At 45.2% G+C, this 16,209-nt stretch carries 17 protein-coding genes; 7 read left to right on the top strand and 10 right to left on the bottom strand.

The annotated features are described in order from the left end of the window. Positions 1-43 precede the first annotated feature (43 nt). Entirely contained in the window at positions 44-970 is a 927-nt protein-coding gene (locus JOE49_RS17080) for an AEC family transporter (protein WP_209942071.1), read from the top strand. 17 nt (positions 971-987) lie between these two features. Here JOE49_RS17080 and JOE49_RS17075 read toward each other — a convergent pair whose 3' ends face one another. Further along, the gene (locus tag JOE49_RS17075; protein WP_209942069.1) at positions 988-1,767 is read right to left on the bottom strand and encodes an ABC transporter ATP-binding protein; all 780 of its coding nucleotides are present in this window, start codon (positions 1,765-1,767) and stop codon (positions 988-990) included. Between the two features lie 195 nt (positions 1,768-1,962). Beyond that, positions 1,963-2,511, bottom strand: coding sequence for a CGNR zinc finger domain-containing protein (locus JOE49_RS17070; RefSeq protein WP_209942068.1), 549 nt, complete (start codon positions 2,509-2,511; stop codon positions 1,963-1,965). Between the two features lie 138 nt (positions 2,512-2,649). On the opposite strand from JOE49_RS17070, the gene JOE49_RS17065 reads away from it, so the two are divergent. Continuing rightward, entirely contained in the window at positions 2,650-3,132 is a 483-nt protein-coding gene (locus tag JOE49_RS17065; RefSeq protein ID WP_209942066.1) for a DinB family protein, read from the top strand. Positions 3,133-3,219: 87 nt separating this feature from the next. Here JOE49_RS17065 and JOE49_RS17060 read toward each other — a convergent pair whose 3' ends face one another. Beyond that, positions 3,220-4,083: a YheC/YheD family protein gene (locus JOE49_RS17060; RefSeq protein WP_209942057.1), complete on the bottom strand. Its 864-nt coding sequence runs from the start codon at positions 4,081-4,083 to the stop codon at positions 3,220-3,222. A gap of 208 nt (positions 4,084-4,291) precedes the next feature. Between JOE49_RS17060 and JOE49_RS17055 the strand changes: the two genes are divergently transcribed. Together JOE49_RS17055 and JOE49_RS17050 are read left to right on the top strand one after the other, a co-directional pair. Then, on the top strand, positions 4,292-5,128 hold the full coding sequence (locus tag JOE49_RS17055) for a DUF6492 family protein (RefSeq protein WP_023988468.1): 837 nt from the start codon (positions 4,292-4,294) through the stop codon (positions 5,126-5,128). A gap of 61 nt (positions 5,129-5,189) precedes the next feature. Beyond that, the gene (locus tag JOE49_RS17050; RefSeq protein ID WP_209942055.1) at positions 5,190-6,533 is read left to right on the top strand and encodes a sugar phosphate nucleotidyltransferase; all 1,344 of its coding nucleotides are present in this window, start codon (positions 5,190-5,192) and stop codon (positions 6,531-6,533) included. Between the two features lie 226 nt (positions 6,534-6,759). On the opposite strand, the gene JOE49_RS17045 is transcribed toward JOE49_RS17050, so the two are convergent. Both JOE49_RS17045 and JOE49_RS17040 read right to left on the bottom strand, forming a co-directional pair. Then, complete coding sequence (locus tag JOE49_RS17045; protein WP_076295880.1) at positions 6,760-7,503, bottom strand: succinylglutamate desuccinylase/aspartoacylase family protein; 744 nt, start codon at positions 7,501-7,503, stop codon at positions 6,760-6,762. Positions 7,504-7,508: 5 nt separating this feature from the next. Further along, on the bottom strand, positions 7,509-8,543 hold the full coding sequence (locus tag JOE49_RS17040; RefSeq protein WP_023988465.1) for a glycosyltransferase family 4 protein: 1,035 nt from the start codon (positions 8,541-8,543) through the stop codon (positions 7,509-7,511). A gap of 353 nt (positions 8,544-8,896) precedes the next feature. Between JOE49_RS17040 and JOE49_RS17035 the strand changes: the two genes are divergently transcribed. Continuing rightward, on the top strand, positions 8,897-9,370 hold the full coding sequence (locus tag JOE49_RS17035) for a C40 family peptidase (RefSeq protein ID WP_028541384.1): 474 nt from the start codon (positions 8,897-8,899) through the stop codon (positions 9,368-9,370). Between the two features lie 46 nt (positions 9,371-9,416). Here JOE49_RS17035 and JOE49_RS17030 read toward each other — a convergent pair whose 3' ends face one another. Then, positions 9,417-10,793 carry a sensor histidine kinase gene (locus tag JOE49_RS17030; protein WP_209942050.1) on the bottom strand — a complete coding sequence of 459 codons (1,377 nt, stop codon included), beginning with the start codon at positions 10,791-10,793 and terminating at the stop codon, positions 9,417-9,419. After that, complete coding sequence (locus JOE49_RS17025; protein ID WP_075154156.1) at positions 10,793-11,503, bottom strand: response regulator transcription factor; 711 nt, start codon at positions 11,501-11,503, stop codon at positions 10,793-10,795. Before JOE49_RS17025 ends, JOE49_RS17030 begins: the two co-directional genes overlap by 1 nt. Positions 11,504-11,650: 147 nt before the next feature. On the opposite strand from JOE49_RS17025, the gene JOE49_RS17020 reads away from it, so the two are divergent. Further along, positions 11,651-12,301, top strand: a complete 651-nt coding sequence (locus JOE49_RS17020) for an undecaprenyl-diphosphatase (RefSeq protein ID WP_160790687.1) — start codon at positions 11,651-11,653, stop codon at positions 12,299-12,301. 41 nt (positions 12,302-12,342) lie between these two features. Here JOE49_RS17020 and JOE49_RS17015 read toward each other — a convergent pair whose 3' ends face one another. From JOE49_RS17015 to JOE49_RS17005, 3 genes are all read right to left on the bottom strand, one after another. Then, entirely contained in the window at positions 12,343-13,017 is a 675-nt protein-coding gene (locus JOE49_RS17015; protein ID WP_209942049.1) for a phosphatase PAP2 family protein, read from the bottom strand. 486 nt (positions 13,018-13,503) lie between these two features. Continuing rightward, positions 13,504-14,337 (bottom strand): membrane protein insertase YidC, encoded by an 834-nt coding sequence (gene yidC / locus JOE49_RS17010; protein WP_025721137.1) that lies wholly within the window; start codon positions 14,335-14,337, stop codon positions 13,504-13,506. Beyond that, on the bottom strand, positions 14,303-14,632 hold the full coding sequence (locus JOE49_RS17005) for a hypothetical protein (RefSeq protein ID WP_223830783.1): 330 nt from the start codon (positions 14,630-14,632) through the stop codon (positions 14,303-14,305). Before JOE49_RS17005 ends, yidC begins: the two co-directional genes overlap by 35 nt. 221 nt (positions 14,633-14,853) lie before the next feature. Between JOE49_RS17005 and JOE49_RS17000 the strand changes: the two genes are divergently transcribed. Next, a complete protein-coding gene (locus JOE49_RS17000; protein WP_209942047.1) occupies positions 14,854-16,209 on the top strand; it encodes an outer membrane protein assembly factor BamB family protein in 1,356 nt (451 codons plus the stop codon).

Below are 16,209 nucleotides of genomic sequence, written 5' to 3'. Positions count from 1 at the left end.
CTTATAATGGAAAATGTCATTACAGAAAGGATGGGTGGAATTCATGATACAAATCGTACTTTCAACTCTATTATCCGTTATCGTTCCGCTGTCCATTCCAGTGATCGCCGGATTTTTACTCGGAAAATTCATGAAGCTGGAAACGAAACCGCTCTCGACTTTGTATTTATATTTTTTAAGCCCCGCCATGATTCTGGACACGCTACTCAAAGCACAGCTTTCTTGGCATGATGTAGCGCAGACTGCCGCTTTTTCAATACTGAACCTGCTGCTGTTGTGGGGAATTGCACAATTAGCGGGGAAAATCTTTAGACTGAGCACTCCGGAAACGGCTGGACTTACCTTAATCTCGACGCTGACCAATAGTGCAAATTATGGCCTGCCCCTTATTTTACTTGCCTTTGGGCAGCTCGGTCTGGATAAAGCCTCCGTGTATGTCGTCATCCAGATAATCATGGTCAATACCATTGGCGTTTACTTTGCAGCCCGCTCTGAGTTTTCTGTTCAAAGTGCCGTTAAGTCGGTGTTTTCACTTCCTGCGATCTATGCAGCTCTACTCGCCATGGGACTGCGGCTGCTGAACTGGCATCTTCCCTCTGGCATTCAGTCGGGCGTCTCGATGATTGCTGCCGCTTATTCTCCAGTCGTGCTGGCGATCCTTGGTACCCAGATGGCTTATGTAAAAATATTCAAACTGGAGTCGTCTATTAAAAAAGCCAGCTACGCCGGACTAACAATTCGCCTTTTGCTCTCTCCGCTTGCGGCTTGTCTTGCTATGCTGATACTGGGAATTTCAGGCCTTTTGTTCTCCGTTCTCTTCATTTTGGCCTCGATGCCGGTTGCTGTGAATGCTGTCATTTTAGCAGAAAAATTTAATGCATCGCCAAAACTGGTTTCCACCTGCATCCTGTGGAGCACGCTTGCCTCATTCCTGATATTGCCTATTCTGATTATGTTGGTAGCAGGTTAGCGAGCAAAAAAGACTCTCTACACCATAGAGAGCCATGCACGATCCTGTCTCCATTCTACTTGTACAGGCGTTTCAAAAAAAGCACTAAGTGTGTCACTACTCAGAATATCAGTCGTTTTACCTTTGGCAAATACCGTGCCCCGGCGGATTAGAATCGTATGCGTGTACATCGGTAGAATTTCTTCGATATGATGTGTAACATACAGTAAATTCGGGGAAGCCTGCGACTCCGATAACTGGCGAATGCTATCCAGCAATGCTTCCCGGGAGAAAAAGTCCAAACCATTACACGCCTCGTCCAAAATCAGTAGCTTGGGCGAGGCCATTAATGCGCGGGCGATAAGCACTTTTTGCTTTTCTCCCTGTGAGCATCCCTGATACAACCGATCCACGAGATGAGCACACCCCAGTTGCGTCATAAGCTGAATGGCCTGTTCATACTCTGTATCCGTCGTCTGATCATAAAGTCCAATGGAGGCAAATTTGCCGCTAATGACAACATCCTGCGTACGCTGACTCCCATTAATTCTTTCCTGTAAAGAGGAACTGACCCAACCAATAGATTTGCGCAACTCCCTCAGATCCACATCCCCAAAGGTATGGCCCAATACACCGACACTACCTGTGGTTGGCCATATGTAACCGTTAATCATATTGAGCATCGTTGTTTTACCTGATCCATTCAAGCCGAGTACAGCCCAGTGCTCCCCCTCAGCTACCTGCCAATTGATTTGGTCCAGTATGGTACGGTTATCTCTCTTCCAGCTTACATTATTAAGTTCAATGACAGAATTCATGGCTGTACACCCTTTCTATTCGTCGTATCATCAGATGTTTATACGCATAGTAAAGATCATCGTTAGTACGTCTAGCTTCTCTTTTATGTAAGCATAGCACAGGGTCACAGGTTGTTCAATTTTAAATAACCCACTCCATTGTTCATATAGGAGTGGGCTCAACATGTACTGCTCATGTAAATTCTCTTGCTCCATCTAATTTTTCTTACGCTCGCGAAAACGGCGTACCTTCATCAAATTACCACACATCTTATCGTCGCAAAATCGCTTTGACCGATTTCGGGTATCATCGTAAAACACCCATCGGCAATCGGTGTTATCGCAAATACGAATTCTGGAGCCGCCGCTATTGACGAATGCCTGGGCAAAATCGGCTACCACCTCTGCCAGCACTTTTTTCCAACCATTTGCCACAGGTTCCAGCACAATGTTGAAATGCTCATCCTCTTGCTTTAATAAGCGAGTGACCGGCCCCCCTTCTATCATCTTTCGGTTAATCGTATCCACCAGATCAGATGTCATTTGTCCTCCGGAAGTCAGGTGCTCAGCGAAGCTACGCAATTCCCGCCGGAGAATTTGCATTTCTTCGATATCTTCTGCACTGGCTGGGACCGGAGCGGAAAATTGCCACTGTATGAGAAAGTCATTTTGCCATTCCGGCTTCAACAAACGATCTTCTGAACGCCCGCTACCTCTCCAGTCATGCCATTCGCTGTTTACAAAATCAGTCCAAAGTGTATTCAAAAGAGTTCCCCCTACCGCCTGTAACCACTAAAATCATTTTAACTGGTTGCAAATCTTATTTTGTCATGCTACATTATTAATTGTAACGATTTATTCTACATTTAGCTAGTTACATCCCTACAAAAGGAGTTGGGTTAGGTGAGCCGAGATCGAGTAAATATGCTGGTATTGCAAAGAGAAAATTCATGGGATAAGGAAGAATGGATTGTTCCTCTTGCCGCAGCACTTCACGGTGTGAATACACAGGAAGCCACTTGGACACCACCAGGTGGAGGAAACACGATTTGGCAAACGGTTCGTCACATTAATTATTATAATGAGCGTATTTTGAGACGTTTAACTGACCGGCCTGTAAGCTCAACTGGAATAAGCAACGATGAGACATTCGGTCCGCCGGGGAATGCTGAGGACCATGAAGGATGGCAAAAGACACTGAAAGAAGCAGAAGCTCTTGTAAACCAACTGCTTGTCGCCATTACTGCTTTGACTGATGCTGATCTGGATAAGCCTTTCGGTTCCGAAACTCTCGGTGCAGAATTATCGCGGTGGACGCTGCACGATGCATATCATAGTGGACAAATCGTACTTATACGTAAACAACTGGGTACTTGGCGCGTTTAAAAATAAATATCCTAATTAAAAAGGATGAATTATGAAATATTCATCCTTTTTTCTGTATTAGCTGCTCGCAATGAAGCAATCTACTGGTCAAGATATTTTTTCTTTTTTTGAATCTTTAATTACATTCTTATTTTTATCTTTACTCTTATCTTTATTTTTGTCTTTATTTGTATCTTTGCTTGGGACGGAGACTTTCCTTTTTTCATTAGCCATTCGCCAATAGCTTAACACTTTACGGTACATGGACTTATCTGTTAATTGGTTAAAAATATATGGGTCCGGCTTCGTATTCACCTCAATGATCCACGGGATAAAGCGATGATCCAGTCCAATGTCCACACCAATTTGCCGGAAATTCGGATATGTTTTTTGCAGTTGTTTGGCGATGGTAAGACCCAGTTCATTTAGTTTCTTGACCAGCTCCGCCTGTTTGCTTTGCGATAAATGGGATTTTAGTAACTGCTCCAAGGCCATCGGCTTACCACCACTATGATAGTTAGTCACGATTTTACGGGGATGACCAAGACGTCCAATAATTCCGGTAGACTCCCATAGCCCTTTTTCATTACGCTGCACCATGACCCGAATATCAAAATATCGCATTTGATGGCGTAGTAAATGGATTCCCTTTTGAATGAGATAACTTTTCTTCCCCGTATGTTTCGATAGACTGGTATATAGTGCATCCAAATGTTTAAATTCTTGACGCGTTTCCTCATATTGATAGGCGAAACGCTGGCCGGCCTCCTGCTCTACTCTCATTACACCTTTACCAAAGGTACCTCGCTCGGGTTTTACATAGACCATACTGTACTTCTCCAGCATTGACTTCAAATTTGCTTTGTTATATTTGCGGGTTTCGGGTACATAAGGTTTGATGCTGCCATGCTGGAGCAACAATTGGGTTTTATACCATTTGCTGCGCAACGCCTGCGCTTGTGAAGAATTCACTTGCCCCTCTCCTCTCTACTCTCAGGTAGAACGCTCCTGTTAAAAAAGATCAATCTATCGTATGCGCTAACTCCCCATTCGAAGCTTCATCAGCCCTGTCCTGCATAGAAATGGACGTTTGACCTTGCCCGGTCGAAAACGCCTGTCCAAGCATACGATATTGGGAGACGCTGGGAGCGTATATTTGCACATATAGGGAGTGAATAACATGTCAGCGCAATCGGATGGGCCACGAGAGGGTTCCCTTACAATCGATATTCTGATTCCCGCAATTGATAAAGATATTGCCACACTACCGCTGGTGATTGACAGTCTGCGCCGTCACGTGCAGCACCGAATTGGAACTATTTATATCGTTTCACCGCAAAGCACCGGGATTCGCCGTCTGTGCGTAAACAAGAAATGTACATTTATAGACGAAAAAACGGTGCTGCCCATCACCAAAAAACATATTCATTACGGGACAACGCGCTGGGACCGCTCAGGCTGGCTGTATCAACAATTGCTCAAAATGAATGGCGACAAAATCAGTAAGGCCTCTTTTTTTCTCGTCATTGACGCGGACACGATTTTGATTCGTCCACATACGTTCCGTAAAGACGGAAAAACGATTTTTTACTACCGCAGCTGGAGCCAGCCTGAGTATTTTCGCACCTATCACAAGCTGATAGGCGTTAAAGCTCCCTCACCAAAGTCCTTTGTTACTCACTATATGCTTTTTGAAAAAGCTCGGCTTACCCAGCTCAAGCAAGTTATCGAGGCCCGACATGGAAAACCTTGGTACAGCGCAATTATCCACAGTATAGACCGGACAAAACAGTTTGGGTTTTCCGAATATGAAACGTATGCCAACTATTTATACAGCAATCAACCCTCTCGGATGATTTTGCGCAAGTCATTGAATAAAGCGCTTCATAGTCGGGCTTCTTCCCTGTCGCAAAAACAATTGGATGTGTTGGCCAAGAGCTATCGCTCCTTATCTTTTCATCAACGCAAGGTGTACCAGCTTGCTCCAAAAACAAAGATTGAATCATCGCTAAAATAGTTCTTAAAATCCTGCAAAATGATGCATTCCAAATGGATCTGCATTGAAGGAGGAAACGTCCGTGCGCATCGTATTGTTATGCGGTGGTGCCGGAAAACGGCTATGGCCACTATCCAACGAAATCCGGTCGAAGCTGTTTCTCCGGTTGTTGTCCGCTCCTGACGGGCGAAAGGAATCTATGCTCAGCCGGGTGTACCGTCAGCTCACCTTAGCCGGGCTGGATTCCTCAGCCCTGCTTCTGGCTCATCGGAGTCAGGTAAATCTAGCCTTTCGCCATACAGAAGGTCGTTTGCCCGTTCTAGGCGAGCCTGCCAAACGGGGAACCTTCACCGCAGCTGCACTGGCGGCTGCTTATTTTCACACCAGAGGCACGGGGCTGGATGAAGTTCTCTGCATTGCTCCAGCGGACATGTATGCAGGGGAGGATTTCTTCCATAGCATAGCAGCGCTCTCCGGCTTATTGCTTGAGAGCGGAGCCGATCTGGCTATGCTTGGGACAAGGCCTACTCATCCCTCCAACCAATACGGCTATGTCGTTCCGGGTCTGCAAATGATACGGGAAGGGAAAACTTCTTATGCGCAAGTTGCCCGCTTCACAGAAAAGCCGGATCTCTCCGGGGCACAACAGCTTATTCATCAGGGCGCGCTGTGGAACTGTGGTGTTTACGCTTTTACATTACGGTATATGCTGTCCTGTATGGAGCGAAGTTATTTGCCGCTGAACGATAAAGCATTATGCGCAATGTATGATAGCCTCCCGGTTCGCAGTTTTGATGAGGAGATTGCAGAGCGTGCCGAACATGCCATCGTCCTGCCCTACGATGGCGAATGGCACGACATCGGCAACTGGCAGGCCCTAACAGAGCAGCTAAGCAGCCAAGTGATCGGGCGTGGACAGATTAGTGGTCAGACTCTTGGTACGCACATCGTCAATGAGCTGCCCTATCCAATTCATGTCATTGGCGTGGAAGATATTATTGCTGCTGCGAGTCCCGACGGCATTCTCATTGCGTCCAAGAGCCATGCCCACGTAATCAAGGAGCAGCTAGGTAAACTTCAACTTCACCCTATGCATGGTGAAACCTCTTGGGGCAGTTACCGGGTGCTGGACGAATTTGATCATCGGAGTCTGAACGATATACTGGCCATACGGCTGACGGTACTGCCAGATCACCGCTTGAATGGCCGTATTCACGGCAGTGGACTTAAAGTATGGACGATTGTGTCCGGTCGTGGAGAGGTCATGCTGAACGGAGAACGTTTTGCTGCCGCAAGCGGTTCTGTATTTAGCATACCGGTTGATACGTATCACACGATCCGTGCCGATCAGGATACACCACTGGAGCTGATTGAGGTACGTCTGGGGAACAGCTTGGTGAATGCCTTCTATAAATCCGAGGCCTGACAACACATAGATCAGGATTTTGCAAAATTCGATTCCAGTCGCTCCAAAGTGCAATATATAGACGAACTAGAGCATTTCGATCTATATATTGTTCATTGGAAGTCGCTTATTGGATTTTTTGCAAAATCCTCAGATATAACATAGCACGCTACGGATTCTGAACGGAGGTCGCACATAATAAATCGCTCCTGAGCAAGGTGAAAAAATCCTTGCTCCAGAAGCGATTTTATTTTGTGATGCCATATTTTCTTGAGATAATAGTTCTAACCTTGGCAGATAAATATACCTCGTTGCCTTTGACTATTCCGGCTTCTTTTAAAAAATGCCGGACGATCTCTAACTGATAGTGTATGCGTACTTTCTTGGGCAGGCTCCAACCCGTTTCCACGGTAACCGCGCGTGCACCTAAAATGCGGGCTGCAGCAGTGCGGGAGGAACCTGGGAGCTCATGCAGCCGAATGTTGAAATGTCGGTCGCTCACCTGGATGGAGCGATTCATTCGCTTAATAATCCGGCGAACCGCAGGAACCACCGGATTGGCTTTGTTGGTGATTAGCGTTTGACCAAGCACCTTGGCATCCTTTTGTGACAATCCGTTAGCCTCATGCAAGTCGAGATACCATTCAGGTTGATGCTTTTGTGTTAATTTGAATAGAGCAGCGGAAAGTGGTTGTGTTGCCAGCTGCTTTTTTTTGCGCGGAAAGGTTCGATTAAGATCAGGTATTCCTCTAATCCGTTTGCGGTAAGCCTCTTGATTTACAATCGGTACAATTATAAGCTTACCCTGGCTAAATCGCAGTTTTTGCTGATTCAAAAGCTTTACCAGTTTCTCAGCAGCTCGTATGCTTGCTATTTCTTTACCATGTATTCCCGCCACCACCATCACACACGGACCTTTCTGTGCCCCTGTGGCTATATAATAAGGAGTTGCCCAAGAGCCCTTTCCGAGCATATACCGTTTAACCTGCATTCCCCTCACCTCCGTGTAGGCTGTCGTTGTCCTCTCTTTTGTTCTCTCCGACGGATGATTTCACGGTATAGTCTTAAGTAGTTACTGGTCATCTGTTTGTTGGTAAATCTTTGAGTCACATACAAACGCAGCTTCGCTGGTGACGGGTAGTTTTTTTGCTGTGCTTTTCGTGCCATTTGGCTAACCGATTTGCAAATCAACTGTGGAAAGCCCGAGAGCACCTCGGGAACGGAGCCGTTTTTTAATGCCAGCACTGGTGTTCCACAAGCCATGGCCTCAACCATAACGAGTCCAAATGGCTCTTCCCACAGTGTCGGAAACAACAGACACTCTGCATGTTTCAGCAATTTCTGTTTCTGATCGCCTCCAACTGCCCCCACATAGCGTATATTCGGATTACGCTGAATTCGTTTCTGAATCTCTTTGCGGAAAAATTCTGGAGCTTTGATAGGACCTGCAATAAGCAGTTTTTTTCCTGTTCGTTCTGCAACCTGAATGGCCTGCAATACACCTTTATTTCGTATAATTCTGCCCATGAACAGCAAGTAGCCACGCTTCTCACTGCTGAACTCGTATTCATGTGTGTTAATGCCGTTATAGATATAAAATCCTTTGCCCCTGCCCATCAGCTGACGTGCTCGTTTACTGACATATACCGGGTTTTTACCGTGTCTCTTCACTGGAAGATGAACGGTGCATACTGATGGACAAGGCAGCTTCCTACGCCCTACAGCAGAACGAAAGGTATGATCATGAATGATATGTGTGTCGGAAGGCATATGCCGGAGTACATATTGGGGGATCTGACTATGTTTCAAACCCTTGGGATAGGTAATCAACCGCGCACTGCTCCTGCTCCCAAGAGCGGCAAAAAGAGATACATGATGCCCTCGTCTCACCAATTCCTCAGTTAATTCATGCACGACCTTTTCCGTTCCGCCCTTGTTGGAGGGTACCGGCTGTGCATCTGGATAGTTGGAAATGACCTGAACAATGGTTAGACGCCGTTTTTTGAGTGCTTTATTCTGCTTTGAAGCCATACGAATTCCCCTTCCTGACCGGAAATACGGTGTGATCCTTACAATGTCAACGGGAATCAGAGCATACTCCCGTACAAGTTATAAATTGTAGTATATAGGTATGTATATTTTGCGTGATTGCTTGTGCCAATCGTCTGCAAGTCGCTTTTTGTCATACGAGCCTATCTATAAGTGGAGTCTATACAATTTGTCAAGCCAAAATTAAGGAGAAAATTCTCATCGTTTTCTAATAAATGAGGACAAAGCGTTGGGGTAACAGGTTTGTAACCATGAGTGGTAAATTCCGGATATTTTATTTGTGTTATTGTCATTTCAGGACATCAACACAATACGAATAACGGAGGAATTTATATATGAAACATACTTCTAAAAAATTGTGGATGGGTATTTGCTTTACTATGACTTTGGCATTGAGCGCAGGGAGCTTCGTCGTTGGACCAGCCACCACTCATGCTGCTTCGGCAAGTAAAGCTGATCGGATTATTTCTAAAGGCTCCCAGTTTATGGGCGTGCGTTATGAGCATGGAGCCCCAGCTGGCAATACAAGCTCTTTTGACTGCTCTTCATTCACTCAATATGTATTTGCACAAAATGGCATTAAGCTACCACGTTCGTCTAGACAGCAATCAACTGTTGGCACTTTTGTACCGCGTAGTCAGCTGAAAAAAGGCGATTTGGTCTTTTTCTATGCACCAATTCATCATGTAGCCATTTACATGGGGAACGGCAAAATTCTGCATACGTATGGTAAAGGCGGCGTAACGGTTACAGATCTAAATTCCGGATGGTGGAGTCGCAATTACACAACAGCACGTCGTGTCCTTTAGAATAAATTTTAGATGATAAAAAGGGCTGTCCCGCTAGTAGATATATCTACTGGAGGAACAGCCTTTCCTGTTGTCTTTGGGGCAGCGTGACGATGACTACCGTTCCTTCTCCTTCTACGCTCTCCATGCGTATCGTACCCTGATGGGCATCTGTAATTGCCTTGGCAATTGGCAACCCCAGCCCCGTTCCTCCGGTTTTACGATGCCTGGAGCTATCTACCCGATAAAATCGTTCAAAGACCCGCTTGATCTCGCCCTCAGGTATTCCGATCCCATAATCCTTAACCTGGATATAGACATCCTTTTCATCTGTAGATAACCCTATTTCGATCTCATCCGAGCTGTATTTTAATGCATTATCCAGCAGGATCACTAGCAACTGCTTTATTTTTGTCAGATTGGCATCCAGCCAAATTTCGTTCTCTTCTGTTAAAATAGAAATTTGACGATCATGTACAGGCTTGAGATGCGCTACCACCTGTTGACAACAACCGATCATTTCTATCCGCTCATGCGGCTCAGGATCTTTCTGCTGTGAGGAGGCAAGAGTCAGCAACTGCTGTGTCATCGTACGCATTCGCTGAGTTTCTTCATAGATCGATTCAATGGATTCCTTACGAATGTCCTCGTCACGCGTGCCCCACCGCCGCAGCATGTTGGCATAGCCCTCAATAATCATAAGAGTGGTGTTCAGCTCATGTGAGGCATCTGAAACAAACTGCTGCTGGCTCTGAAAGCTTTCTTCTAATCTCTCCATCATTCGGTTAAAAGTGGCGGTCATTTGGGACAATTCATCTTGATTATGACTGCCAGCGGGGATTTTTTTAAATTTCAAGCTTCTTTCAATTTCCTGCATCGTTTGAATACTACTGGAAATCGGCAGCAATATGGCATTCGCCAAAATCGTGCTTCCTACCAAGCTTAGCAACATAGCCCCTACAGTCGATGTGATGAGAATCGTATTTAAAATATCAAGATTGGTTTCGAGTGCATCCCATTTTTCCACGATCTCCAGCGTCCCCTTCTGATTGCCCTCCAGAGAAAGCACAGGCAGATGGATAACCAGAATTTTATGACCCTGTACATCTGTCAGTTGAGAGCTTTGAGAAGTGTTAAAACGTATATCGCCCAGCTTAAAGCGGGACTGGCGACTTACTTCATACAAAAGTCGGGATTGCTGATCAAATACCCTCAAAATGGTATCTCCAGAAAGCTCATCTTTCAGTTTGGGGCCCCATGCATTCTTCAGAATTATCGTGGGTCCGGTTTCGGCAATGATTTCAGTCCACTTATTTTGCAGCACTTCTCTTTCATTTCGCGTAGCGATTTTGACGAACAATAGGTGAACTGTAACATCCACAAACAGGAGTATCGACATCACTAAAATAGAACTGAGCAGGGTGATTTTGGTCCGAAGCTTCACTAGTCTTCCTCCCGGATGAAGTACCCAACACCGCGCACGGTTTTTATCAATTTCTTTTTGTATCCATGATCAATTTTTTTGCGAACATACCGGATATACACATCTACGACATTCGTATCACCGACAAAATCAAATCCCCACACGTCCTGAATCATTTGATCCCGCTGCAATACCTGATTTTTGTGCTCCATCAGATAAAGAAGCAGATCATATTCTTTTGGCGTCAGTTCGATTCGGTTTCCTTCCCGCACTACTGACCTGGTTTTGCGTTCCAACACCAAACTATCCACTTGGAGCCTAGACGGCGGCTTGTCCTCTTCTTGTAAAGCGGTAGCTGTTGGCTCCATTTGATGCCTCATACTGGCCCGCATCCGCGCTAATAACTCCTCGATCTCAAAAGGCTTCGTAATGTAATCATTGGCACCTTCATCCAGACCTGAAACCTTATCAGGAGTCGTGTTACGTGCAGTGACCATAATTACTGGTGTATGATTGTCCACTTTTCGAATCTGCTTCAGTACCTCGACCCCGTTCATCTCCGGCAGCATTACATCCAAAATGATGATATCCCATGTACGTGCTAGAGCTTTTTCCAATCCTTCTCTGCCCGTCTGTGCGATTTCAACTGCATATCCTTCATGGGATAACTCCAACTGAAGCAATCTGGATATCTTCTCTTCATCATCAATGACCAGCACCGACTTTTCCATCGCAAAACCACCTATTTTCTATAGAAAAAACAAATGAGTAATGGAAATGACATTCATTTTTTATTTGATTTTAAGCTTTTATCCGTGTAGTCGCTCTATAATATAACTTTGTTATTCAATTTTTTGATGTTAAGGAGTAATTTATTCATGTTAATTAATGTAGATTATGCTTTATTTCACTGGATCAATGAACTGGCTAATTCCCTCGCCTTTTTAAATGGAACCATGCGTTTCTTGGCGCAATATGCACCGTATTTATTCGGAGTGGCTATGCTGATTTACTGGTTCACTTTTAAAATGCCGCATCGGATGATGGTTTTAGAAGCCGTTATAACAGTTTGTTTCGGCTTTGTAATTAGTTGGGGCCTTGGACATTTGTTTTACAGAGATCGACCTTTTGTCGGACATTCAGTCATTCAGCTTGTTCACCATGATCCTAATGCTTCATTCCCAAGTAACCATGCACTTGGAGCGTTTGCTCTGGCTTCCATTTTATGGCTTCATCATCAAAAATATCGTGTTCTCTGGGTTATCTTAGCTGTACTCATCGCAGTATCCCGCGTGTGGACCGGAGTGCATTATCCCTCGGATATTTTGGCAGGTGCGCTTATTGGTGCAGGTTGTGCCGTCGGCGTTCATCAATTCATTCGAAGCCGGAAGCTTCCTGGCATCTTCATGCAGGCGGCTATTATATTTTATGAAAAATGGGAGAAGAAGCTGGGGCTCAAGCCTGGTGAACAGGCCAGAACTAAGATGACTGAACACACTTCCTCTGTCCAAATGAAAAGCAGACGCTAAAGCGTCTGCTTTTTTATAAGCTTTATTATTTATGCTACCCGTTATGCTGTTGATTTGGAGCGAAGTGGCAGCATTCGTCGTTCTTCGTACCGCTGATAAAACCAAATACAAGCCGCCATCCAGCAGCCACTCATAAAATAGCCACCCACAACGTCGCTCGGATAATGTACGCCCAAATAAATGCGGCTCGTCCCGATTGCTACAATCAGTAGGCTGCTGAGTACAATAAGAAGGATACGCCCCAGCTTAGAAGGAACATGCTTCCACACTAAAAATGTCAGTGCCGCGTACATGCTGAAAGCTGTCATGGAATGTCCGCTCGGAAAGCTGTATCCATTCTCTTCAATAATACGGTTAATCTCCGGTCTCGCACGCTGAAAAATCAATTTCAGTATCGTATTCAGCATTACCGATCCCAACACGCCAGCCGCCAAAAAAAGCAATTCTCTGCGGTGTCCCAATACTCTATAGAGCACGAACATGGCAATTAAAATGATGATCAGAACTGGAATCCCGCTGCCGATCATGGTGAAAAATTTCATTAGACGGGTCATGGCGGGCGACTCCAGCTGTCCAATAGCCGTAATAATTTTCTGGTCAAAATGCCGTATTTGATGGTCGCTCACCCATAATGCGATTAAGCCAAAACCGAGCGCACATACTATACATGTGAGCAGTGCTAAGGAAATGGGCAACTTTGTTGGTGTTTGCTTCATTTTCTATAGTTCCTCCATAACATCCATTGCGTGATAAAACAAAGTCCAGCATTAGCTTTCGTATATATCTTACTTTACCCATTTTTCTGTTATCATTTCATTCAAAGACTAGGTGCATCCTCCACATGTTGAAACCCATTTTTTTGAAAAGGTCGGGATCGGGCACCCATGAGGCATCCCTGTTGGTATATAGCCCGGTGCTTTTTGCACGCTTCTCATGCAATAGCATCCGTCCTCCCTTATTTGATTATCATACCATTCTATGGACGTGGTTGGAGTTCTCATATAGCCTCTCCCAACTTTAAGAATCATTTTATAATATAAGGATTTCATATTGACTACAAAATCCCGAGCGGAATGTAGCGAAAAAGCAGCAACAAAAAAGGACGCCATTCTAAGCCTTATAAACGGCTCGAATGACATCCTATCATTACACGTAACGTACTGCAAACGTACTTCCCAAGTTAAACAAACATCATCTTCTATTTAGGTTGGTGTGACTTCTCCAAGTTTAACCTTACTCTCTGCTTCCTCTATTGGATAGCGTCTACGGAACCACAGCGACTGAAGCAACAAAAAGGTGCCGCTTACTGTCCAATATAATGGCATGGCAGAAGGGGCATTAAAGGAAAATACCGCCATCATAATCGGTGAAAGATAGCCCATGATCGCAAATTGCTTGCGCTGGTCAGGCGTCATCTGAAGCTGAGAAAGCTTGGCCTGTGCCAAGTATACAACTGCGACGACGATTGCCAAAATCCAGTCCGGCTGTCCGAGCCGGAACCATAGGAAGGAGTGAGACGCCAGCTCCGGGGTTAAGCGGATTGCAGTGTACATACCGCTCAAGATCGGGAGCTGAATGAGAATAGGCAGACAACCGATATTAAGCGGATTGAATTGATGCTCTTTGTAAAGCGACATCATTTCCTGCTGCATACTCTGCTGGCTGGTGGTATCTTTCTTGTTTTCATACTTCTTCTTAATTCGGTCCAAGTCAGGCTGCATGGCGCTCATCTTACGCTTCATCCCCTGCTGGGCACGCGTTTGACGCATCATAAGAGGCAGTAAGGCCAGCCGGACAATGAATGTCAAAGTCATAATCGCCAGCCCAAAGCTTCCACCAAACCATTGCGCCAATTGCTGTATAAGCCAAGAAAGCGGGAACACCACGTAATGATTAAAAAATCCGGGTGTCTGTGCATTTATTTCCGCAGCATTCGCACCACAACCAGACAGCAGCATGACTACCGCCAACGCTACCATTAATCCGAATATCCGTTCTTTTTTACCCCAAAAGGTGAATCCCTTGAATCGTTTCATATGTTCCTCCTCGTTGATTGGCTGTGCCATCGTTCAACGAGGGAGAACAATCGGATGCATCTTCATCCGGCGCTTCCTTACGCCGGATATGTCGGGCCAGCCGGACAGGCATGTCCTGTCCACGGGCAGACATCGGCATCTGTGGAGAAGCATGAGACCTTACGGGCCCGCCTTCGACCCAGCATTCGGGTACATTGCCATGCAAATGAGCGAGATATGTATAAGTCACTGTACACAGCAAGCCGATTGTAAATAAATAAGGGAGTAGGTCCTGGAGCTCAAACAAGGGATTCACCTCCTTCGGTTTGTTGTTACAATTATAGCACGAAAACCGAACAAGCGACTAATCTTTAATTAGAGATACAAGTTGGAACACAAGCAACTGAATTTAATTATGTATGCTAAACAATCGAAACGAAAACACAACATGAAACTTTTGGATTTATTTACAGTCTAATCAAAGGTGACTTTCTGTAAAGCCTTCCCCCCTATTAACCATTAAAGGAGCCAACACGTATGAGAAAAATGATACACAGCACATTGTTTACAGGATTGGCGTTAGCCAGCATTGGGTTGCCCTTAATCAGCGATGGATTCACTGAAAAGGCAAGTGCAGAGCAATCTGCAGTTTCCATGAGTAACGCCGCTTATAGCACCGCAATCCAAGCACCTGTGATCAAACCTTCCTGGTCTTTTCCCGTTATCCCAATCGATAGAAACCGATATCTAGATCAGGCGGTAGCAATAGCGGAAAATGGTAAGGTGTTCGCGGTTGACTCGAACCATAGACTAGTTGCCCTTGAGGCCAGTTCGGGTCGAAAATTGTGGCAATATGGTGATCAGCTTACCCCTATTTTGATTCATAGCAACGGCCTCATCTACGGAATGACACAAAGCGGCTCTATCTATGCGGTTACAGCATCAGGAAAGAAATTATGGACCACTTCGTTAGGATTTACGAAGGCAGATCATATTCATCAAATCGGCTCTACAGTATACATTACACAGTCGGAGCAGACCGCTGCCATTGATGCTGCTAGCGGCAAACTCAAATGGAAAATCAGTGAGGATAAGAACTCATACAGTGGTTTGGGCGAAATAATGGAAACTGACGGTGTGCTTATCCGCAACTATAATGTACAGGGTAGCCTGACCTTTGAACAGATTAATGCCTATGACGCTAAAACCGGCAAAAAGCTTTGGGACAGCTTCAGAAGTTCTTTTCCACTGGCGGTTAAAGACGGAATCGTGTACTCTGTAACCAACACGTTTATGATTGATGATGACCCGGTAAACCATAAAGTTACGATCGCACAGTACGACCTCAAGACAGGTAAATCCAAAGGAGATCGTCAGTATCGCTGGACCGAGCCTGAAAATAAAGACGGTGTCTACCGATCTGGAGGCATATACGGTTCTGCTTTTTTGTACGGTAAAGACCTTTATGTCTTTCAGGGAAAGATACTAGCTTCCTATGACTTCTGGAACTATAAACCAGACAGCAAACCTGCTCGCAAGTGGGCGCAAGATAGCTATGAACAACTCTCTTCTTTATCTTCCATCCATGAAGGTCGCATTTTCTACGAAAATTCTAGTTCAGATATACTGACTGCCATGAAGTTGACCTCAGGTCAATTCATTCATTACGGTGGAGATAATCCGACCGTTCAAGCTGACGTATTTGGCAAAGGAGTCTATGTCGGGCAATCGGATGGCGTATTTCATGGTTATGACCTGATGACCTTGAAGCCCGTGTTTACTGTCAACACAGGCTCACGTTCCTTCGGTCCAACGCTCAAATCCGGTGGAATGATATTTATTCAAAGCGGAAACCGTCTGCTTGGGGTCAAGCTCCCTGCTTCTTTAAAATAA

The sequence above is a fragment of the Paenibacillus sp. PvR133 genome (assembly GCF_017833155.1).
GTDB classification, from domain to species: Bacteria; Bacillota; Bacilli; order Paenibacillales; family Paenibacillaceae; genus Paenibacillus; species Paenibacillus polymyxa_B.
This window is presented reverse-complemented; position numbering and strand designations above follow the sequence as displayed.

Bases quoted from the DNA above. Each gene is read 5' to 3' on its own strand.
- JOE49_RS17080 (WP_209942071.1), top strand. From the start codon at position 44: ATGATACAAATCGTACTTTCAACTCTATTATCCGTTATCGTTCCGCTG.
- JOE49_RS17075 (WP_209942069.1), bottom strand. From the start codon at position 1,767: ATGAATTCTGTCATTGAACTTAATAATGTAAGCTGGAAGAGAGATAAC.
- JOE49_RS17055 (WP_023988468.1), top strand. From the start codon at position 4,292: ATGTCAGCGCAATCGGATGGGCCACGAGAGGGTTCCCTTACAATCGAT.
- JOE49_RS17045 (WP_076295880.1), bottom strand. From the start codon at position 7,503: ATGCAGGTTAAACGGTATATGCTCGGAAAGGGCTCTTGGGCAACTCCT.
- JOE49_RS17040 (WP_023988465.1), bottom strand. From the start codon at position 8,543: ATGGCTTCAAAGCAGAATAAAGCACTCAAAAAACGGCGTCTAACCATT.
- JOE49_RS17035 (WP_028541384.1), top strand. From the start codon at position 8,897: ATGAAACATACTTCTAAAAAATTGTGGATGGGTATTTGCTTTACTATG.
- JOE49_RS17025 (WP_075154156.1), bottom strand. From the start codon at position 11,503: ATGGAAAAGTCGGTGCTGGTCATTGATGATGAAGAGAAGATATCCAGA.
- JOE49_RS17020 (WP_160790687.1), top strand. From the start codon at position 11,651: ATGTTAATTAATGTAGATTATGCTTTATTTCACTGGATCAATGAACTG.
- JOE49_RS17015 (WP_209942049.1), bottom strand. From the start codon at position 13,017: ATGAAGCAAACACCAACAAAGTTGCCCATTTCCTTAGCACTGCTCACA.
- yidC (WP_025721137.1), bottom strand. From the start codon at position 14,337: ATGAAACGATTCAAGGGATTCACCTTTTGGGGTAAAAAAGAACGGATA.
- JOE49_RS17000 (WP_209942047.1), top strand. From the start codon at position 14,854: ATGAGAAAAATGATACACAGCACATTGTTTACAGGATTGGCGTTAGCC.